Raw genomic sequence first — 19,452 nt, 5'->3', positions numbered from 1 at the left:
TGGGGGTCCCCCGGACGAAGTCTGGGGGAGCGTCAATGTGGCCTAGCTGGTAGTCGTCTCTACTTCAGCCCGTTGCTGATCGCGCTCACCAGCTCTCCGTTGCCCGTGTCGCCGCTGAACTCCCAGAAGAACGCTCCGCCCAGCCCCTGGTTCTTGGCCCAGGTCATCTTGGAGCCGATCGTGGCCGGGGTGTCGTACGACCACCACTGGTTGCCGCAGTGCGCGTACGCCGTGCCGCCGACGGTGCCGTTCGCGGGGCAGGAGTTCTTGAGGATCTTGTAGTCCTCGATACCGGCCTCGTACGTGCCGGGTGCCGCGCCGGTCGCCGTGCCGCCGGGGGTGGACTGGGTGACACCGGTCCAGCCGCGCCCGTAGAAGCCGATGCCGAGCAGCAGCTTGGCGCCGGGGACGCCCTTCGCCTTCAGCTTGGCGATCGCGTCGGCGGAGTTGAAGCCCGCCGCCGGGATGCCGGGGTACGAGGTCAGCGGCGAGTGCGGGGCGGTCGGACCGTCCGCGTCGAAGGCGCCGAAGTAGTCGTACGTCATCACGTTGTACCAGTTCAGATGGGTCGCGGCGCCGCCGTAGTCGGCCGCGTCGATCTTGCCGCCGGAGGAGCCGTCGGCGGTGATCGCGGCGGTGACCAGGTAGTTCGCGCCGAACTCGGTACGCAGGGCGGACATCAGGTTCTTGAAGGCCGCCGGCCCGCTGGTGTCACACGTCAGACCGCAGGCGTTCGGGTACTCCCAGTCGATGTCGATGCCGTCGAAGACGTCGGCCCAGCGCGGGTCCTCCACGACCGCCTTGCAGGACTTGGCGAAGGCGGCCGGGTTCTGCGCTGCCTGGCCGAAGCCGCCGGAGTAGGTCCAGCCGCCGAACGAGTACAGCACCTTGATGTGCGGGTACTTGGCCTTCAGCTGGCGGAGCTGGTTGAAGTTGCCGCGCAGCGGCTGGTCCCAGGTGTCGGCGGTGCCGCTGACGGACTGGTCGGCGGTGTAGGCCTTGTCGTAGGCGGCGTAGGTGTCGTCGACCGTGCACTGGCCGTTCTTGACGTTGCCGAAGGCGTAGTTGATGTGGGTGATCTTGGACGCCGAGCCCGAGGTCACCAGGTTCTTGACGTGGTAGTTGCGGCCGTAGACGCCCCACTCGGTGAAGTAGCCGAGGTTGATCTTCGAGCCGGGGTTCGGGTTCGTGCCGCCCGTGGTCCGTACGGCGGCCGCGCCGCTCAGCGGTCCGGTCTGGTCGGCGGTGTCGCGGGCCTGGACGGTGTACGAGTAGTCGGTGCCGGCGCTCAGGCCGGTGTCGGTGTAGGTGGTGCCGGTGACGGTGGCGACCTTGGTGCCGCCCCGCAGGACGTCGTAGTTCTTGACGCCCTTGTCGTCGGTGGCGGCGCTCCAGCTCAGCTTCACCGAGGTGCTGGTGACGTCCGAGGCGGTCGGGGTGCCGGGTGCGGAGGGGGCCGCGTCACCGGGGACGGACGGGCCGCCGTCACAACTGCCGCCGTTCAGCTTGCAGTTCGAAGGGGAGCCTGAGCCGCTCCCGTTGAAACCGAAGGAGACGGAGGCACCCGGGGCGAGGCTGCCGTTCCAGGACTTGTTCTTGGCGGTCCAGTGGGTGCCGGAGGAGGTGACGTCCGCGTCCCAGGCGGAGGTCACGGACGTGCCGGAGGGGAAGTCCCACTCGACCGTCCAGGAGCCGATCGTGGTCGTCCCGGTGTTCTTGACGGTCCACTTGCCCTCGAAGCCGGAGCCCCAGTCCTGGGGCTTGGCGTACGTGGCGGTGGCTTCCGTGGCCGCGTGCGCGGGGGTGGCGAGGCCGACCAGTCCGAAGAGGGGGAGGAGGAGGGTGGCGAGACCCGCAGTGAATCTGTGCCTGAAGCGCATGTGCGCCTCCTTGTGGGGTGTCTTGAGCAAGTGCTCTTGAACATGAGCATGACGTGGCGCAGTGGGGCGAGAATAGAAAGGTCTGGACCATAGGTCAATGGGTCTGGACCAGTGCGCTCACGCGGGACACCCCGGGAAGGTCAGACCCCCAACTCCCGTGCCAGCACGGCGGCCTGCACCCGGCTGCGCAGGTCGAGCTTCCCCAGCAGACGGCTGACGTGCGTCTTCACCGTGGCCTCGGCCATGTCCAGCCGCCCGGCGATCTCCGCGTTCGACAGCCCGGCACCCAGAGCGCCCAGCACCTCCCGTTCCCGCCGGGTGAGCGAGTCCAGGACGGCCGGATCGACCGCGGGTTCGCGTGCGGGCCCGGCGGCGAACTCGGCGATCAGCCGCCGGGTGACGGCCGGGGCGATCAGCCCTTCGCCGCGCCCCACCGCCCGTACCGCCTCGATGAGGTCCCTCGCCTCGGTGTTCTTCAGCAGGAACCCGGCGGCGCCGGCGCGCAGCGCCCCGAAGACGTACTCGTCGAGGTCGAACGTGGTGAGCACCAGTACGTCGGCCAGGCCCTCGGCGACGACCTGGCGGGTCGCCGACACTCCGTCCAGACGGGGCATCTGCACGTCCATCAGCACCAGGTCCGGCCGCAGTTCGCGGGCCAGCGCGACCGCCCGCTCCCCGTCCGCCGCCTCGCCGACCACCTCGATGTCCGGCGCGCTGCGCAGGATGAGGACCAGCCCCGCCCGTACGGCGGACTGGTCCTCGGCGACGAGCACACGGATCATGCGGGTTCTCCTTCGGTGGCGGGGAGGGTGGCGCGGACGCTCCAGATCTTGCCCCGGGCCGCGCCCTCGGGGCCCGCCTCGAAGGTGCCGCCCAGCAGGGCGGCCCGCTCGCGCATCCCGACCAGCCCGGCGCCCGAACCGGGGGCGCCGGGCCGGTCGCGGTCGCCGTACGGGCTGGTCACGTCGATACCGAGGGAGCCTTCCGCCCGGCGCAGCACCACCGCGACCCGGCCGGGGGAGGCGTGTTTGAGGGCGTTGGTCAGCGACTCCTGGACGATGCGGTAGGCGGCCAGTTCGACGGGGGCGGGGAGGGCGCCGCCGTGGTCGGCGTCCAGGGTGACGTCGAGGCCGTTGGTGCGGGCGCCCTCGACCAGGGAGCCGAGCCCGTCGAGGGTGGGTGCGGCGGACGGTTCGGTGCCGGCGCCGGCGTCCCGCAGGATGCCGATCAGTCTGCGCATCTCGGCCAGGCCCTCGACGCTGTTCTCGCGGATGACCCCGAGGGCCTCCGTGGAGGTGTCCGGGTCGTCCAGGGAGAGCGCGGCCGTGGAGTGGATGGCGATCGCCGAGAGGTGGTTGGCGACCATGTCGTGCAACTCCCGTGCCATGCGCGCCCGTTCGGCCACGACGGCCTGGCTGCGGTCCATCTCGGCCAGCAGGGCGGTCTGTTCGGCGCGCAGCCGGGCGGCCTCGGCGGCGTCGCGGTGGTTGCGGACGATCAGGCCGGTGGCGGCGGGCATGACGGAGACCAGGCCGACCACCACCCCGATGAGCAGCGCGTCCGGCTTCCGGAAGGCCATGAGCGGGACCACGGTGAAGGCGACGGTCACCAGCCCGCAGACCAGGGGCACCCGGCGCGCCGTGGCGGCCCGGCCGTACAGCACGGCGGCGTACACCAGGTCGGTGAACATCAGGACCGTGATCAGGTTGCCCTGGGTGATGGTGTCCAGCGTCAGCGCGGCCCAGCCGACCAGCAGGGCGGTACGCGGCATGGTCCGGCGCAGCGCCTCGCAGCCGGCCGTCACGACGAGGGGCGGCAGGACCCACCCGTGGGCCTCCAGGAGCACGATCCCGTCGTGCGGGGTGCGCACGTCGAGGCCCAGCCCCCACAGCAGCAGACCGCCGAGGAGTCCGGCGGTGGCGATGCACACGTCCGTGCGGTGCGGGCGGGGCGGTCGAACGGCCATGTCCCCATCCAACACGCGACGGGCCTTCGGCGCCTGATCCCCGGGAACGGTCCTGGACTGCATCCTTCGATGTACGGCGACTTCGTCACCGCAGACGACGCATCGCCAGCCGCCCGCCGGGAGCCTGGAAGGGTGACCGAGAGGAGCGAGTCGTGATCGTCGCGTTGATCATCGCCTGTGAGGTCGGCTTCTGGGTGCTGCTGGCGCTGGCCCTGGCCGTCCGCTATCTGCTGAAGAGGCGCCGGACCAGTGTCGTGCTGCTGCTCTGCGAGCCCGTGCTGGAGCTGGTGCTGTTCGTCGTGACCGCGATCGACCTGAAGAACGGCGCCGAGCCCAGCTGGGAGCACGGGATCGCGGCCCTCTACATCGGCTTCACCGTGGGCTACGGCCACTACATGATCGGCCGGATGGACGCCTGGGCGGCGTACCGCCTGGGCGGGGGCCCCAGGCCGGAGGGACCTCCGAAGTACGGCCTGGCACGTGCCCGGTACGAGGGGAAGCTGTGGGTGCGGACGGTGGTGGCGGCCGGGGTGGCGCTGGTCCTGCTCCAGCTGGCGGTCTGGTACGTCGGTGACGACGGGAACGTCGATTCGCTGAGGTCGTTCCAGTGGCTCGCCCTGCGGGGCGCGGGCATCCACGGCCTGGTCGCCCTCGCCTACACGATCTGGCCGAAGAAGGACCCGGCCGCGTCGGACACCGGGGAGCGGGTCACCGTCGAGAAGGAGAGGGCCGGACGATGAGCGCGACGGCGGCCGGCAATCTGCGGGACGGGGCCGGCACCTTCGTCGCCGGCCTGGTGCTGTGGCTCTTCACGGACGGGGTGGAGGTGCCGGTCGTGACCCTGACCAAGGTCGGCGTGGTGATGATGTGCGTGGGCGGCGTCCTCATCACCACCGGCCTCTACCAGCGGGTTCGCGGCACAGGGAGGTCCTAGGGCAGGTCGTCCGGATCACGCCCTGGCCGCAGGGCTCCGCTACCGCTCCCCGCCCGGCACCCACAGCACGTCCCCGGTCTCCTTGTTCGCCGTCCTCGCCAGGATGAACAGGAGGTCGGAGAGGCGGTTGAGGTAGGTCGCGGTGAGGGGGTTCATGTCCTCGCCGTGGGCCTCCATGGCCGCCCACGTCGAGCGCTCGGCCCGCCGGACCACCGTGCACGCCTGGTGCAGCAGGGCCGCGCCGGGGGTGCCGCCGGGCAGGATGAAGGAGCGGAGCTTCTCCAGCCGCTCGTTGAAACGGTCGCAGTCCGCCTCCAGCCTGTCGACGTAGAACTGCTCGACGCGCAGCGGCGGGAACTCGGGGTTCTCGACGACGGGCGTGGAGAGGTCGGCGCCCACGTCGAACAGGTCGTTCTGGACGCGGGTGAGGACCTGGACGATCTCCTCCTCCAGCCCGCCGAGCGCGATCGCCGTCCCGATCACCGCGTTGGCCTCGTTGGCGTCGGCGTACGCCGAGATCCGCGGATCGGTCTTGGGAACCCGGCTCATGTCGCCGAGGTGGGTGGTGCCCTTGTCGCCGGTCCTGGTGTAGATGCGCGTCAGATTGACCATGCGACCAGCGTAGTTAGGCCCCGGCCGTCCGGAAGACCCGTGTGCCCACCGTCACGGCGAGCCCCGTGAGACCGACCGCGACCAGGACGCCGTGGAGCATGGCCGGGGTGGCGTACGCCCCGACGTAGGCGTCACGCATCGCGTCCACGAGATAGCGGAACGGCACGAAGTGGGACAGGACGTCCAGCCAGCCCGGGGCCAGGGACATCGGCAGCATCAGGCCCGACAGGAGCATCGACGGCATGGTCAGCGCGTTGACCGCCGGGCCGAACTCGTGCTGGGAGCGGGCCTTCATGGCGAGGGCGTACGACAGCGAGGCGAGCGAGACCGTCAGCAGGGCCACGAAGACGAACCCGATGAGGATGCCGGCGAGGGGCGCCCGCAGGCCCATGAGCAGGGCGGCGAGGACCAGGAGTACCGCCTGGAAGACGAAGACCGCCGCGTCCCGCAGCACCCGGCCCAGGAGGAGGGCGAGGCGGCTCACGGGGGTGACGCGCATGCGTTCGATCACCCCGGTCTGTTTCTCCAGGATGACCATGAAGCCCGCGAACGAGGCTCCGAACAGGCTCAGTTGGAGCAGCAGCCCCGGTACGAGCACCTGCCAGGAGCTGCCCCGCGAGCCGAGCGGGATCCCGGTGAGCAGGGGGCCGAAGAAGAGCAGGTACAGCAGCGGCATCAGCACGCCGAACAGCATCGCGAAGCGGGAGCGCAGGGTCTGGCGGGCGTATCGCCCGAAGATCAGCGCGGTGTCGTGGAGAAGCATCGAAGTCCTCGGGCGGGTTCTAGACGGCTACGGGGGTGGTCTCGGCGGGGGAGGGCCCGCGCCCGGTGATGGCCAGGAAGGCGTCCTGGAGCGTGGCGTCGGCCGAGCCGCCGTACCGCAGTCTGAGCGCGCTCGGGGTGTCGTCCGCCACGACGAGGCCCCGGTCGACGACGACGATCCGGTCGGCGAGGGCGTCCGCCTCGTCGAGGTAGTGCGTCGTCAGGAAGACGGTGGTGCCGTGCTCGTCACGCAGCCGTCGGACCAGCTCCCACAGACCGGCGCGGCTGCCGGGGTCGAGTCCGGTCGTCGGCTCGTCCAGGAAGAGGACCCGGGGGCGGTGGGTGAGGGCCATCGCGATGTCGAGGCGCCGCCGCTGGCCGCCGGAGAGCGCGGCGCACGTGCGGTCGAGCAGCTCGGTCAGCTCCAGCTCGCGGGCCAACTCCTCCGCGCGCTCCACGGCCTGGCTTCTCGTCAGGCGGTAGAGCCGCCCCTGGGTGACCAGCTCCTCCCGCACGGTGATCTGCGGGTCCACCCCGCCCGACTGGGCCACGTACCCGCAGACCCGGCGCACTCCGGCCGGGTCGGTCGCCAGGTCGTGGCCCGCGATCGTGGCCGCGCCGCCGGTCGGCGGCAGCAGCGTCGTGAGCATGCGCAGGAACGTCGTCTTCCCCGCGCCGTTCGGTCCGAGGAACCCGAGGATCTCGCCGGGCCGGACGGTGAGGTCGATTCCGCGTACTGCTTCCAGGGGGCCGCGTTTCGTGCGGAAGGTGTGGGCCAGGCCGGCCGTGCTGATGATGGGCATGACCTCAGAAAAACAGAGTCTCCCAAATTTTGCAATGCCCCCAAATTTCAAGAGACTCCAGGGAAGTCCCGTGGGCCGGCGCGGCGACCTACGATGTGGCCATGGCAGAGGGGCTCAGGGAGCGCAAGAAGCGCGAGACGCGGCAGCGGATCTCGGACATCGCCACCGGGCTGTTCCTGGAGTACGGCTTCGTGACCGTCACCATCGCGGAGGTGGCCGAGGCGGCCGACGTCTCCGTGAACACGGTCTACAACTACTTCCCGGCCAAGGAGGACCTCTTCTTCGACCGCAGCGCGGGCATCGCCGAACGCCTCGCCCGCTGGGTGCGCGCCCGCGACCGGGGCGAGTCGGCCGTCGCCGCCGTCCTGCGCGAGCTGCGCGCCGAGGTCGAGGCGGTCTCTCCGCGCGTGGGCCTGATGGAGGGCTACGACCGCTTCATGCGGGCCATCCACGAGGCACCCGCCCTGCGGTCCCGGCTGTGGAGCATCCAGCAGGAGGTCCAGGACAACCTGGAGGCGGCCCTGCGGGAGGAGACCGGCGCGGCCCCCGACGACGCGCTGCCCACCCTGATCGCGGGTCAGATCAACTGGGTCCACCAGACGGTGATGGCCGTCATCGGACGTGAGATGCTCGCCGGGCGCAATCCGGGCGAAGTGTCCCGAGAGGTGCTTCTTCTCCTGGACGGGATGGAGGGCCTGTTGAGCGAGAAGGTGCTCAACTACGCCGTACGACCCCCGCAGTGAGCGCTGCCGGTGTGATGTCCGCCCCTTGAGACGTGACTCGCGTTACTAAGCGGTCACACGGCCCCTCACGAGCGCTAGTGTCCGCCGAAGAGGTAACCCATCGACAGCGCGTACCAGGGGAGTCGCACAGTGGCACGGAAGCTCGCCGTCATCGGAGCCGGGCTCATGGGGTCCGGCATCGCCCAGGTGTCCGCGCAGGCGGGCTGGGACGTCGTTCTGCGTGACGTCACCGACGAGGCGCTGAACCGTGGCATCGGCGGTATCACGGCGTCGTTCGACAAGTTCGTGGGCAAGGGCAAGCTGGCGGCCGAGGACGCCGAGGCGGCGCTGGGGCGGATCACCGCCACCACCGACCTCGACGCCGCGGCCGACGCGGACGTCGTCGTCGAGGCGGTCTTCGAGAAGCTCGAGGTCAAGCACGAGATCTTCCGGGCCCTGGACAAGGTCGTCCGCGAGGACACCGTGCTCGCCTCGAACACCTCGGCCATCCCGATCACCAAGATCGCGGCGGCCACCGAGCGGCCCGAACGCGTCGTCGGCGTCCACTTCTTCTCGCCGGTGCCGATGATGCAGCTGTGCGAACTGGTGCGCGGCTACAAGACGAGCGACGAGACGCTCGCCACCGCGCGGGAGTTCGCCGAGTCGGTCGGCAAGACCTGCATCGTCGTCAACCGTGACGTCGCCGGCTTCGTGACCACCCGTCTCATCTCCGCCCTCGTCGTGGAGGCCGCGAAGCTGTACGAGTCGGGCGTCGCCACCGCCGAGGACATCGACCTCGCCTGCAAGCTGGGCTTCGGCCACGCGATGGGACCGCTGGCCACCGCCGACCTGACGGGCGTCGACATCCTGCTGCACGCCACGAGCAACATCTACACCGAGTCCCAGGACGAGAAGTTCGCTCCTCCGGAGCTGATGCGCCGGATGGTGGACGCCGGTGACATCGGACGCAAGAGCGGGCAGGGCTTCTACAGCTACTGACGCCGACCCGTGCGTCACGGGCGGCACTTCCCACGCATGTGAACGCTTGAGCCTCTCGGGCCTCACCCCTTGAGGTGAATTCGGTATCGGTTCGCTCACAGACGGCAACCTGGCGGTGCCGAACGCCGTCAGACGTTGCATCACCCACATCACGGAGTACGAGACGCACTCACGGGGAGCGCTTATGTACATCAGGGGCGACCACGCCGAGCTGGTCGTCGGGGGCCGCCTCGACGTACGCAGCGCGGCGGACGCCCGTACGGTCCTGCACTCGGCCGTCGACGACGGAGCCGGCGACCTGGTGCTCGACCTGTCAGAGCTGGACTCCTGGGACGCCACCGGACTCGGGGTGATCATGGGAGCCCACCGGCGGGCGGGGCGGTGCGGACGGCGGCTGGTGCTGCGCGCCGTGCCGCCGCAGATGCAGCGGCTCCTCGTGGCCACCCGGCTGCACCGCATCCTCGCCATCGAGGGCGGTATCGGTCTGGAGTCGTTGCCCAGAGTCTGAACGCGTGTGCGGATCCCTACGTATGGCTCGGTGCGTGCGGGACACCCGGCCGGTGCACGCCGCAATCCTCACGAGACTGTGATGTCTCGGACAGCGTGGGACCCCGGACTGTCGTAGATACTGTGCAAAGGTTTAGGGTTCGGCTGCCCGCTGCCAGCTACCCTCGAGCGGGTTCCGGACCAGAAGCGACAGCGCAGTGTGCGACCAGGCCGGGAGGGGCTCCAGCACACGAGACGCTTTTGGGGGGCTTGAACCGATGGACCCGAACAGCCGGGGACCCGAAGAGTACGGCCACGACGACGCACAGGCGCAGAGCAGACGTCCGGCGCGTGACGCGCTGACGCAGGACTTCGACCGGCACGCTCCGGCGCTCGCCCGCACCGTCCGGCTCGTGTCGGGCGACTTCCTCCTCACCGTCAACCCCGTCGACGGCAGCGAGATCGAGAACTGCCCGCCGGGCGAACTGCCTGGTCGGCCCGCGAAACACACGTCCGACGAGCGCGCCGCCCTCGACCGTGCCGCCCGTCCGCCGGTGCCCCCGGGCCCCTCGCTGCCCCGGCTGCCGCTGATCCAGCGCGACGAGGAGCGGGAGCGGCTCGTACGGCTCCTGGCCCGCGGCCGTTCCGTCCGCCTCACCGGCGCGCCCGGCTCGGGCCGCACCACCCTCCTCGACGCGGTCGCCGAGGACTGCGCGGACCTGGCCCCCGACGGTGTCGTCCGGCTCAGCGGTTTCCGGCGCACGGTCGACGACCTGCTGTACGAACTGTTCGCAGCCGTGTACAGCACATCCGGGTTCCGGCCCGCCCCGCCGCAGGTCGCCGACGTCGTGCGGGAGATCGGCGCGGTCGTCGTCCTGGACGACCTGGAGTTCGGCGGCATCGCGCTGGACGAACTCCTCGACGCCACCCCCGAGTGCGCCTTCCTGATCGGCGCCACCCCCGACATCCCGCTGCCGTCCGCCGACGCGCCCCTGGACGAGGTCGTCCTCGGGGGCCTCGACCGGGCCGGCAGCGAGCAGCTCCTGGAGCGGGTCGTCGGGCGGGCGCTCACCGAGGACGAGTCGAACTGGGCCGGCGACCTCTGGTTCGAGTCCGAAGGGCTGCCGCTGCGCTTCACCCAGGCCGGGGCGCTGCTCAGGCAGCGGGACCGGCAGCGGGCCGGCGAGAACGCCGTCGACGAGTTCGGGGTCTTCCAGGATGCGCCGCCCGTCGACGCCCCCTACGAGGCCGCGGACGAGCACGACGTCCCCCTGCCCTCCCTCGCCGAGGGAGCCGCCCCCGCCGCGCTGCTCGCGTCCCGGCTGGGCTCCTCGGCCCGTGAGACCCTCCGGTTCGCGGTCGCGCTCGGCGGCGAGATCCCCCACCAGGCACACCTGCCCGCCCTCGTGGGCGACACCCACGCCGACGCGGCCCTCGGCGAGCTGGTCGGCTGCGCCCTGGTGACACCTGTCGGTGCCCGCTACCGGCTCGCCGCCGGGGTGCGCACCCAGCTGGAGGCCGCCGGATACGCCGACGACGCCGGGACGCGCGCCGAGGCCGCCGCCCAGCACTACGCCTGGTGGGCCGGGCACCCCTCGGTCACCCCCGAGCGCGTCTCGGCCGAGGCGGACGCCGTCCTGGCCGCCCTCACCGCGCTCGCGCCGGCCACCACCCCGCCCGGCGAGGGCGAGGAGAGCGCCGCCGTGGTGCTGGCCCGGCAGGCCGCGCCCGCGTTCGCGGCGGGTCGGCGCTGGAGCGCCTGGGAGCGGGCGCTCCGGGCCGGTGCCGAGGCCGCCGGCCTCGCCGACGAGACCGCCGAACTGGCCTACTTCCACCACGAGCTGGGCGTCCTCGCCCTCTGCTCCGGACAGCTGGAGCGGGCGCGGGCCGAGCTGGAGTCCTCCATCGGGCTGCGCAACGTCCTCGCGGACAAGCGCGGCACGGTCGCCGGCCGCCGGGCCCTCGCCCTGGTCGCCGACCGCTCGGGGGTGACCCCGCCGGCCGGCCGTACGGCGGTGGGGGAGGAGGTGCCGGACGTCCGGCACGAGGAGCAGGCCCCACCGCTCGGCGGGCCGTCCGCCTACACACCGGTGGGCTTCGGCATGGTCGGCCCCGGGGCGACGGGCGCGGCGGCGGCCACCGGCGGCGGTGGCTCCGCACCGTACCCGTCGGCCGACGACAGCATGCTCGTCACGCACGGGTCCGGCGACGCCACGTCCGCGCACCGGTTCACCGGTCTCAGGAGCCTCGTCGGGGGCGCCCGGCGCAATCTGCTCGCCACGGGCGCGGGAGCGCTGCTCGTCGCCGTGCTGGGGACCGTGGTGACCCTCGGCGCGACCTCCGACCGCAAGGACGACACCCCGGCGGAGCGGGTCGGCGTCAACCCCTCCGCCAGCGCGGGCGTCGACGACGGCGGACTCGTCGCGGACCGTCCCAGGACGGGCGGGGACGACGACGCCCCGGGTGCCGTGCCCGAGCCGACCGACCCGGGCCCGGACGGCACCTACGGCACGTCGGACGACCCGACGCCCACGGGCAGCGCGGGGCCGTCGGACGACCCGAGCGGTACGGACGGGCCGACGGGCAAGCCGACGCCGTCCCCGACCAAGTCGTCCCCCAGGCCGACGCCGTCGAAGCCGGAGTCGGAGTCGCCGTCCGCGACGCCCTCGGAGTCGGAGTCGGAGTCGGCAAGCCCCAGTCCGTCGGATTCGGCGTCGCACGTGCCCACCCCGCCGGCCGACACGAACAGCGCCGGCGCCCCCACGTCCGGCCGGGCCGTCGAGTCGACCGGCGCCGCCGCCCCGGTGGACGAGTCCGACGCGCCGGGCGGCACACCGGCCTGAGCCGCCGTTCCGCCCGTTCGACGCGCCGTTCGACACCGGGAGGGCCGGGTCCGGGAATCGGACCCGGCCCTCCCGGTGTCGTGTGTCGGAGCCCGAACGGGCTCAGAACAGCCGCAGCTTGTCGTCCTCGATGCCGCGCAGGGCGTTGTAGTCGAGGACCGCGCAGCCGATGCCGCGGTCGGTGGCGAGGACACGGGCCTGGGGCTTGATCTCCTGGGCGGCGAAGATCCCGCGGACCGGCGCGAGGTGCGGGTCGCGGTTCAACAGCTCCAGATAGCGCGTGAGCTGCTCGACCCCGTCGATCTCGCCGCGCCGCTTGATCTCGACCGCGACGGTCGCGCCGTCGGCGTCCCGGCACAGGATGTCGACGGGGCCGATGGCCGTCATGTACTCGCGGCGGATGAGCGTGTAGCCCTCGCCGAGGGTCTCGATGCGGTCGGCGAGGAGTTCCTGGAGGTGCGCCTCGACGCCGTCCTTGATCAGGCCGGGGTCGACGCCCAGTTCGTGCGAGGAGTCGTGGAGGACCTCCTCCATCGTGATGATGAGCTTCTCGCCCGCCTTGTTGATGACGGTCCAGACGCCTGCCTCGTCCCCGGAACCCTCCTTCAGCGTGCAGGGCGGCGACATCCAGTTGAGGGGCTTGTAGGCCCGGTCGTCGGCGTGGATCGAGACGCTGCCGTCCGCCTTCACCAGGATCAGGCGGGGGGCCGAGGGGAGATGGGCGGTGAGCCGGCCCGCGTAGTCGACGGAGCAGCGGGCAATGACGAGACGCATGGTCGGCAACGCTATCCGACGCCGACGGGTGCGCGCGATTCGACCGCCGTGGGCGCTCGGTCCGGAGGCCACCCCGCGGCCGCTGCCGCGGGCCGGGGGCCGTTCGACGGGCGGCCGGTCCCGTGCGGTCGCTGTCGCCCTCCGTCACCCTCCTCCGGCCTCTCACGTGGGCTTCCGTCGTCCTCCGGCATGTGCCGCTGTCAACTCCTGTTCGGCATTGGCTGATTGTGTGCGTCCCGCGCCGTGTCGGTGCGCGCAATCTCCTGGTGCGGCCCCGTTCGGTTCCTTACCGTAGAAACTGGAGGTCGCGGACCGTGCACTCTGCGTGTTCGGCATGCGCTCTCCGACCTTGTCCGTCAACCCCTGTTGTTGTGGGGGTGCGAGAGGAGAACCCATGTCGCTCGACGTCTCACCGGCCCTACTCGAACAGGCCGAGCGAGGCGAGGTCGACGAAGCCGCCTTCGTCGACTGCGTCCGGACCTCCCTGCCCTACGCGTGGGAGATGATCAGCTCCCTGGTGGCCCAGCTGAAGGTCGACGGCGGAGAGTTCGCCGACAACCAGACGCCCCCGCCGGACGAGCAGGCACGCGGACAACTGCTGCGCGCGCTCGCCAGTGACGCGATTCGCGGCGCGCTGCAGCGGCACTTCGGTGTACGGCTGGCCTTCCAGAACTGCCACCGCGTGGCGGTGTTCCCTCTGGACCCGTCCGTGGACGACAGGCTGGCCCGCTTCACCTCGATCCGCGGCCAACTCCTCAACCAGTCCCCGGAACTCAGGGACTGCTGAGGTCGTGACGCAGCACGGCTTGCCGCTCCGACCGCGGGAGGTGCATCAGTAACCGGGGCGGCAAGCTTCCCGTAGTGGCTCAGCCGAGGTGAGGCAGCACCTCGGCACCGAGTCGTCGTACGTTCTCCTCCGTCGCCGCCAGGTCGCCGGAGCCCTCGACCAGCAGGGCGAAGCGGGAGATGCCCGTCCGCTCGCTGGTGGCCGCGAGGCGGTCGGCGCACAGCCGGGGGGTGCCCACGGGGTGCAGCCCGCAGAGCAGTTCGGTGTACGCCAGCGGGTCCCGCATGGCGCGGGCCCGGCCGTCGACGGTCACATGGGCGTCGAGGCCCTGCTTCAGCCAGCCCGGCATCGCCTTGGTGAGCGCCTCCACGGCGTCGGTGCGCCGGTCGGCGATCTGGCAGACGCCGGCCGAGACATGGGCCGCGCCGGAGATCTCCTCCGGCGAACGGCCCGCCGCCCGGGCGTGCTTGCGCCACAGGGCGACCATCTCGGCCTTCTCCTCGTCCCCGACGTGCATGCCGAGCAGCATCGACAGCCCGCGCTCGGCGGCCAGCCTGACGCTCGTCGGCGAGGTGCAGGCGACCACGACCTCCGGGCCGGGTGTCTCGTCCAGGTCCTCGGCGGGCCTCGGGACGACCGGGACCTCGCGAAAGCTGAATCGTTCCCCCGACGCCGACACCGAGGGCTCGCGCAGCCAGCGCAGGAGCAGATCGAGTGATTCCGGGAAGCCCGTCTCGTACGCCTGGAGTCCGGCGCCGAACACCTCCAGGTCGACCCACGGGCCGCCGCGTCCGACCCCCAGCGAGAAGCGCCCGCCGGACGTCACGTGCAGCAGGGCCGCCTGTTCGCCCAGGGCCACGGGGTGGACGGTGGGCAGCACACTGACCGCCGTGCCGACCCGGATCCGCCGGGTGCGGCCCAGCAGCAACGCGGCGAGGGTGATCGCCGACGGGCAGGTGCCGTACGGCACGAAGTGGTGCTCGGCCAGCCAGACCGCGTCCAGCCCGGCCTCCTCGGCCACCTCCGCGGTCCGTACCGCCCGGTGGAGCGCCTCGCCCTGACCCTGGCCGGGGAACTGGGCGCCCAGTACAAATGTTCCTACGTGCATCGCTCTTCCTGCTTCCTCGGCTCCGGCTCGGGAGCTCCCCCACCGGCATAACCGGGGGACACGTGACGAAGTCACGGCCTGGCGGCGAGATTTGCGGATTGTCTGCAGAATGGGCCGAGCGGAGGGTGATCTGGGGGGTTTGGTGACGTACGCATACCCCCACCGGGCCCGCGTAGGCTGGAGACCGACCCTGCCCCCTGCCGAGCCCCGTGAGGTGTCCCGTGTCCCCGCGTCGCAACCGCCCCAACGACCAGGGTCCGTCGGGTCCGTCAGGCCGCAGCGCGGAGGAGGACCGGTCCGACCGCTACGGCGGCTGGCAGACCAGCGAGCCCTGGCGGGGCGAGGAGTGGAGTGTGCGCCATGTGGCGGGCGCCAGCGCGGCGGGCAAGACCTACCGCTGCCCCGGCTGCGACCAGATGATCGCCTCGGGGGTCCCGCATGTCGTGGCCTGGCCCGAGCACTCGGGCGTCGACGAGCGCCGGCACTGGCACAAGGCGTGCTGGAACGCGAAGGACCGCCGCACCTCGCGGGTGCAGCGGTCCCGTAACGCGCCGAGGTTCTGACGCCCCCTCAGCCGGAAGGTCAGACGTCCCGCTGCTCCAGCAGGGCGTACGCGCCCACGAACGCCACTCCCGTCAGCGCGAGCATGATCCACAGGGGCTCCCAGCCGGACGGGCCGGACTGGCTGATCTCCGCGCCGTAGAAGACGCTGAGCTGGCTGGGGATCGAGTACTCCAGCAGGAACTCCTGGACGTCCCTCAGCGACTCCGAGAACATGAAGATCGCGATGACCAGCGGGGCGAGGAAGACGCCGAGCATCAGGGTGATCGCACCCGCCGAATGCCGGATCAGCGAGCCCGTCAGCAGCGCCAGCAGCCCGAACAGCGCGAGGTACAGGCTCACGCCGACCGTGGCCTTGAACCACTCACCGGCGTCGGGGCTCGTGGCGCCGTTGCCCTCCAGGATCGCCGTCTGCGCGAAGCCGACGAACGCGGTCGTGACCACCGTGACCGTGAAGGTGAGGGCGAAGAACACGATGGCCTTCGCGGCCAGGACCCGGCCGCGGCTCGGGCACGCCGTCATCGTGGTCCGGATCATCCCCGTGCCGTACTCGGAGGCGGTGGTCAGCACCCCGAGCGTGAGGATGCAGACGCTGCCGATCATCACGCCGAACAGGCCGAGGCCCAGCGGGGACTCGCCCTCCAGGTTCATGTCCGTGGAGGCGGCGATCAGGGCGAAGAGCAGCCCCAGGCCGATCACCAGGACGACGAAGACGCCGAGCGTCCAGATCGTGGAGCGGACCGACTTGATCTTCGTCCACTCGGAGGAGATCGCGTGCCCGAGGTGCGTGCGCACCACCGGGATCGGCGAGGTGTACGACGTGCCCGGCGCGCCCTGCCACTGGGCGGCGGGCGGCGCTTGCGTGAGGGGCGGCTGGGGCGTGCTCATCGGGCGTCCTCGGACTTCGTCAGGTCGGCGGCGGGCGCGGCGGAGGCGGCCGCGGCGGGGGCCGGCGCGGCGGCGGGCTGCGCGGGGGCCGGCGGCGCGGCCTGGGCGTACGGGTTCGGCTGCGGCTGCGGCTGCGGCTGCCCGGGGGCCGGGGCGGCGGGCGCCGGAGCCCCGTAGGGGCCGGCCGGCGGCGGGGCCTGGTGTCCGTGCGGCGCGGGCTGACCCTGCGGCGCGTACGGCTGACCCGGCTGCGGTGCCGGCGGGGCGTACCAGCCCGGCTGGCCCTGTCCGGGCACCGGCATCGGCGGCTGCGCGCCGGGCGGCAGGGGCTGCTGCAGACCGGCCTTCTGGTCGGTCGTCGACCGGTAGTCGACGGCGCCCTGCGTCATCCGCATGTACGCCTCCTCCAGCGACGCCTGGTGCGGCGACAGCTCCCACAGACGTACGTCGGCGCCGTGCGCGAGATCGCTGATGCGGGGCAGCGGGAGCCCCATGACCCGCAGCGCCCCGTCCTGCTCGGGCAGCACCTGGCCGCCCGCCTCGGTCAGCGCGGCCGTCAGCTTCTCGCGCTGCTGCGGCTCGGTGTCCGGTGTCCGTACGCGCGCGAAGTCGGCGGAGTTCGCCGAGATGAAGTCCTTGATGCTCATGTCGGAGAGCAGCTGTCCGCGCCCGATCACGATGAGGTGGTCGGCGGTCAGCGCCATCTCGCTCATCAGGTGCGAGGAGACGAAGACGGTACGACCCTCGGCGGCGAGCGCCTTCATCAGGTTGCGGACCCAGAGGATGCCCTCGGGGTCGAGGCCGTTGACCGGCTCGTCGAAGAGGAGCACCTGCGGGTCGCCGAGCAGCGCGGCGGCGATGCCGAGCCGCTGGCCCATGCCGAGGGAGAAGCCCTTGGAGCGCTTCTTGGCCACGTCCTGCAGACCGACGACACCGAGCACCTCGTCCACCCGGCGGGCCGGGATGCCGGACAGCTGGGCCAGCGACAGCAGGTGGTTGCGGGCGTGCCGGCCGCCGTGCACCGCCTTGGCGTCGAGGAGCGCGCCGACCTGCCGGGCCGCGTTCGGCAGCTTGCGGTACGGATAGCCGCCGATCGTCACCTGCCCGGACGTGGGATTGTCCAGGCCGAGGATCATGCGCATCGTCGTCGACTTCCCGGAGCCGTTGGGCCCCAGGAAGCCGGTGACGGCCCCCGGCCGCACCTGGAAGGAAAGGTTGTACACGGCCGTCTTGGCGCCGTAGCGCTTCGTCAGGCCGACTGCCTCGATCATGCTCCGCACCCATCGAACGGTTCAGGACGTCCCAGGACGTCGGGGCGCACGCCCCCGTAAGGATTAGGAGCTTATCGGGACGCTGACGGTTCCACCCAAGAGGAGGTAAAACCTCGCAGGTCACGAGCCCCTTGCTTTGGCATGTACGTAACCGCTGGTCAGGCTCCCGCTCAGGCGTCACGCCGCTTCAGCATCAGGTATCCGCCGAGCAGGGCCGCTGCCACCCACAGCGCCATGATGGCGAGACCGCCCCAGGGCCCGTACGGCGTGTCGTCGTCCACGGGGGTCACCACCTGCATGATCCTGCTGCCGGCCTGGTCGGGCAGGTACCGGCCGGCCTTCTCGGTGGCGCCGACGTTGCCCAGGATGTTGGAGATCAGGAAGAAGAACGGCATCAGGATGCCGAGCGACAGCATCGGGCTGCGGAGCATCGCCGCCACCCCCATGGAGAACACGGCGATGAGGGTCATGTAGAGACCGCCGCCGAAGACCGCGCGCAGCACGCCCGGGTCATCGATCCCGGCGCGGTGCGGACCGAGCATCGCCTGCCCCAGGAAGAACGTCACGAAGCTGGTCGCGAGCCCCACCGCGAAGGCGAGGGCGGTGGCCACCGCGATCTTGCCGAAGAGGAAGGTGCCGCGCTGCGGAACGGCGGCCAGCGAGGTCCGGATCATGCCGGTGCTGTACTCGTTCGACACCACCAGCACCCCGAACACGATCATCGCCAGCTGGCCGAGGGTCATCCCCGCGAAGCTGATGAACGTCGGGTCGAACGACAGCCGGTCCCGGCGGCTCAGGTTGTCGAACTCGTTCTTCGACAGCAGCGAGATCAGCACGCCGAGCGCGATCGTGACGACCCCGGCCAGCGACAGCGTCCACACCGTGGACGCCACCGACCGGATCTTGGTCCACTCCGAGCGGACCACCTGGGTGACGGCCATCGTCAGCCCTCCCTCTTCCAGGAGCCGCCCCATCCGGCGACGGGTGCCGGTTGGGCCACCGGGGTGCCGTCGTGCGCGTGGTACTCCACCGACTCGGCCGTCAGCTGCATGAACGCCTCCTCCAGCGAGGCCTGCTGGGGGCTCAGCTCGTGCAGCACGATCCGGTGCTGGGCGGCCAGCTCACCGATCGCCTCCGGTTTCCCGCCGTCCACCTCCAGCGCCCCGTTGCCGCTCTCCACGACCGTCGTGCCGACCGCGTGCAGCACGTCGAGCAGCCGCTCCCGCTGCGGTGTGCGAATGCGTACGTACGACCGTGAGTTCTGCCGGATGAACTCCGCCATGGAGGTGTCGGCGAGCAGCCGCCCCTGCCCGATGACGACGAGGTGGTCGGCGGTCAGCGCCATCTCGCTCATCAGGTGCGAGGACACGAACACGGTCCGCCCCTGGGCCGCGAGGGACTTCATCAGATTCCGGATCCAGTGGATGCCCTCGGGGTCGAGGCCGTTGACCGGCTCGTCGAACATCAGGATCCGCGGGTCGCCGAGCAGCGCGCCGGCGATCCCGAGCCGCTGCCCCATGCCTAGCGAGAACCCCTTGGCCTTCTTCCGGGCGACCGTGGTGAGCCCGACCGTGTCCAGCACCTCGTGCACCCGGGCCCGGGGGATCCCGTTGCTCTCGGCCAGGCAGAGCAGGTGGTTGAAGGCGCTGCGGCCGCCGTGCACGGCCTTGGCGTCCAGCAGCGCGCCGATGTACGTCAGCGGGTCCCGCAGGCCGGCGTAGTGCGTGCCGTCGATCCGGACGTCCCCCGAGGTGGGCCGGTCCAGCCCCAGGATCATGCGCATGGTCGTCGACTTCCCGGCCCCGTTCGGCCCCAGAAAGCCGGTCACCGTTCCGGGCCGCACGGCGAAGGTCAGGTTGTTCACCGCGACCTTCTCGCCGTACCGCTTGGTCAGCCCGTCCAGCTCGATCATGCGGCCACGCTAGAACGGGGCTCGGGGGCCTGCCACCGGAGCACTGGTGACTGCCGGTCATCCCCTCAGGGGCGCGGGGAACTGCGCGACCAGCCACGTACGAGTGGCAGCCGCGCGACAGCAGAAGCCCCCGAGCCATGAGGC

20 protein-coding genes are annotated in these 19,452 nt (G+C 71.5%); 8 read left to right on the top strand and 12 right to left on the bottom strand.

The genetic code is table 11. The annotated features are described in order from the left end of the window. Positions 1 to 59: 59 nt before the first annotated feature. The 3 genes from SCAB_RS13625 to SCAB_RS13615 form a co-directional block, all read right to left on the bottom strand. Positions 60 to 1,880: a glycoside hydrolase family 18 chitinase gene (locus SCAB_RS13625; protein WP_041669175.1), complete on the bottom strand. Its 1,821-nt coding sequence runs from the start codon at positions 1,878 to 1,880 to the stop codon at positions 60 to 62. 140 nt (positions 1,881 to 2,020) lie between these two features. Beyond that, a complete protein-coding gene (locus tag SCAB_RS13620; protein WP_037728599.1) occupies positions 2,021 to 2,662 on the bottom strand; it encodes a response regulator in 642 nt (213 codons plus the stop codon). Then, positions 2,659 to 3,846 carry a sensor histidine kinase gene (locus SCAB_RS13615; protein WP_013000650.1) on the bottom strand — a complete coding sequence of 396 codons (1,188 nt, stop codon included), beginning with the start codon at positions 3,844 to 3,846 and terminating at the stop codon, positions 2,659 to 2,661. The genes SCAB_RS13620 and SCAB_RS13615 overlap by 4 nt, the downstream gene beginning before the upstream one ends. 152 nt (positions 3,847 to 3,998) lie before the next feature. On the opposite strand from SCAB_RS13615, the gene SCAB_RS13610 reads away from it, so the two are divergent. Both SCAB_RS13610 and SCAB_RS13605 read left to right on the top strand, forming a co-directional pair. Next, entirely contained in the window at positions 3,999 to 4,586 is a 588-nt protein-coding gene (locus tag SCAB_RS13610; RefSeq protein ID WP_013000649.1) for a hypothetical protein, read from the top strand. Then, complete coding sequence (locus SCAB_RS13605; RefSeq protein ID WP_013000648.1) at positions 4,583 to 4,780, top strand: DUF5708 family protein; 198 nt, start codon at positions 4,583 to 4,585, stop codon at positions 4,778 to 4,780. Before SCAB_RS13610 ends, SCAB_RS13605 begins: the two co-directional genes overlap by 4 nt. 39 nt (positions 4,781 to 4,819) lie before the next feature. Here the strand turns inward: SCAB_RS13605 and SCAB_RS13600 are convergent, their stop codons facing one another. From SCAB_RS13600 to SCAB_RS13590, 3 genes are read right to left on the bottom strand one after another with little or no spacing between them, the layout of a single operon-like run. Next, positions 4,820 to 5,392: a cob(I)yrinic acid a,c-diamide adenosyltransferase gene (locus SCAB_RS13600; protein WP_013000647.1), complete on the bottom strand. Its 573-nt coding sequence runs from the start codon at positions 5,390 to 5,392 to the stop codon at positions 4,820 to 4,822. 13 nt (positions 5,393 to 5,405) lie between these two features. Then, positions 5,406 to 6,155 (bottom strand): ABC transporter permease, encoded by a 750-nt coding sequence (locus tag SCAB_RS13595; protein WP_013000646.1) that lies wholly within the window; start codon positions 6,153 to 6,155, stop codon positions 5,406 to 5,408. Positions 6,156 to 6,174: 19 nt separating this feature from the next. Beyond that, complete coding sequence (locus SCAB_RS13590; protein WP_013000645.1) at positions 6,175 to 6,957, bottom strand: ABC transporter ATP-binding protein; 783 nt, start codon at positions 6,955 to 6,957, stop codon at positions 6,175 to 6,177. A 101-nt stretch (positions 6,958 to 7,058) separates the two neighbouring features. Here SCAB_RS13590 and SCAB_RS13585 point away from each other — a divergent pair, with 101 nt between their 5' ends. The 4 genes from SCAB_RS13585 (at position 7,059) to SCAB_RS13570 (ending at position 12,007) form a co-directional block, all read left to right on the top strand. Beyond that, positions 7,059 to 7,700 carry a TetR/AcrR family transcriptional regulator gene (locus SCAB_RS13585; protein ID WP_037729208.1) on the top strand — a complete coding sequence of 214 codons (642 nt, stop codon included), beginning with the start codon at positions 7,059 to 7,061 and terminating at the stop codon, positions 7,698 to 7,700. A 129-nt stretch (positions 7,701 to 7,829) separates the two neighbouring features. After that, the gene (locus SCAB_RS13580; RefSeq protein ID WP_013000643.1) at positions 7,830 to 8,678 is read left to right on the top strand and encodes a 3-hydroxyacyl-CoA dehydrogenase family protein; all 849 of its coding nucleotides are present in this window, start codon (positions 7,830 to 7,832) and stop codon (positions 8,676 to 8,678) included. A 184-nt stretch (positions 8,679 to 8,862) separates the two neighbouring features. Further along, complete coding sequence (locus tag SCAB_RS13575) at positions 8,863 to 9,186, top strand: STAS domain-containing protein (protein ID WP_013000642.1); 324 nt, start codon at positions 8,863 to 8,865, stop codon at positions 9,184 to 9,186. 256 nt (positions 9,187 to 9,442) lie between these two features. Beyond that, positions 9,443 to 12,007 (top strand): ATP-binding protein, encoded by a 2,565-nt coding sequence (locus tag SCAB_RS13570; RefSeq protein WP_013000639.1) that lies wholly within the window; start codon positions 9,443 to 9,445, stop codon positions 12,005 to 12,007. A 102-nt stretch (positions 12,008 to 12,109) separates the two neighbouring features. Here the strand turns inward: SCAB_RS13570 and nucS are convergent, their stop codons facing one another. Then, positions 12,110 to 12,781, bottom strand: coding sequence for an endonuclease NucS (gene nucS / locus SCAB_RS13565; RefSeq protein ID WP_037728604.1), 672 nt, complete (start codon positions 12,779 to 12,781; stop codon positions 12,110 to 12,112). A 394-nt stretch (positions 12,782 to 13,175) separates the two neighbouring features. Here nucS and SCAB_RS13560 point away from each other — a divergent pair, with 394 nt between their 5' ends. Next, on the top strand, positions 13,176 to 13,568 hold the full coding sequence (locus SCAB_RS13560; protein WP_005480204.1) for an SCO5389 family protein: 393 nt from the start codon (positions 13,176 to 13,178) through the stop codon (positions 13,566 to 13,568). Between the two features lie 79 nt (positions 13,569 to 13,647). Here SCAB_RS13560 and SCAB_RS13555 read toward each other — a convergent pair whose 3' ends face one another. Then, positions 13,648 to 14,676, bottom strand: a complete 1,029-nt coding sequence (locus SCAB_RS13555) for an LLM class flavin-dependent oxidoreductase (RefSeq protein WP_013000637.1) — start codon at positions 14,674 to 14,676, stop codon at positions 13,648 to 13,650. A gap of 221 nt (positions 14,677 to 14,897) precedes the next feature. Here SCAB_RS13555 and SCAB_RS13550 point away from each other — a divergent pair, with 221 nt between their 5' ends. Further along, the gene (locus SCAB_RS13550; protein WP_013000636.1) at positions 14,898 to 15,239 is read left to right on the top strand and encodes a hypothetical protein; all 342 of its coding nucleotides are present in this window, start codon (positions 14,898 to 14,900) and stop codon (positions 15,237 to 15,239) included. A gap of 19 nt (positions 15,240 to 15,258) precedes the next feature. On the opposite strand, the gene SCAB_RS13545 is transcribed toward SCAB_RS13550, so the two are convergent. The 4 genes from SCAB_RS13545 to SCAB_RS13530 all read right to left on the bottom strand — a co-directional run bounded on the left by SCAB_RS13545 (position 15,259) and on the right by SCAB_RS13530 (position 19,308). Continuing rightward, a complete protein-coding gene (locus SCAB_RS13545) occupies positions 15,259 to 16,125 on the bottom strand; it encodes an ABC transporter permease subunit (RefSeq protein ID WP_013000635.1) in 867 nt (288 codons plus the stop codon). Continuing rightward, positions 16,122 to 17,396, bottom strand: coding sequence for an ABC transporter ATP-binding protein (locus SCAB_RS13540; protein WP_013000634.1), 1,275 nt, complete (start codon positions 17,394 to 17,396; stop codon positions 16,122 to 16,124). The genes SCAB_RS13545 and SCAB_RS13540 overlap by 4 nt, the downstream gene beginning before the upstream one ends. Before the next feature lie 170 nt (positions 17,397 to 17,566). Then, on the bottom strand, positions 17,567 to 18,337 hold the full coding sequence (locus tag SCAB_RS13535; RefSeq protein ID WP_013000633.1) for an ABC transporter permease: 771 nt from the start codon (positions 18,335 to 18,337) through the stop codon (positions 17,567 to 17,569). 2 nt (positions 18,338 to 18,339) lie between these two features. Beyond that, positions 18,340 to 19,308 carry an ABC transporter ATP-binding protein gene (locus tag SCAB_RS13530; protein WP_037728608.1) on the bottom strand — a complete coding sequence of 323 codons (969 nt, stop codon included), beginning with the start codon at positions 19,306 to 19,308 and terminating at the stop codon, positions 18,340 to 18,342. Positions 19,309 to 19,452: the final 144 nt, after the last annotated feature.

This window comes from Streptomyces scabiei 87.22 (genome assembly GCF_000091305.1).
Lineage (GTDB): Bacteria > Actinomycetota > Actinomycetes > Streptomycetales > Streptomycetaceae > Streptomyces > Streptomyces scabiei.
Note: the sequence above shows the minus strand (reverse complement) of the source record. Positions and strands in the feature narration are given on the sequence as shown.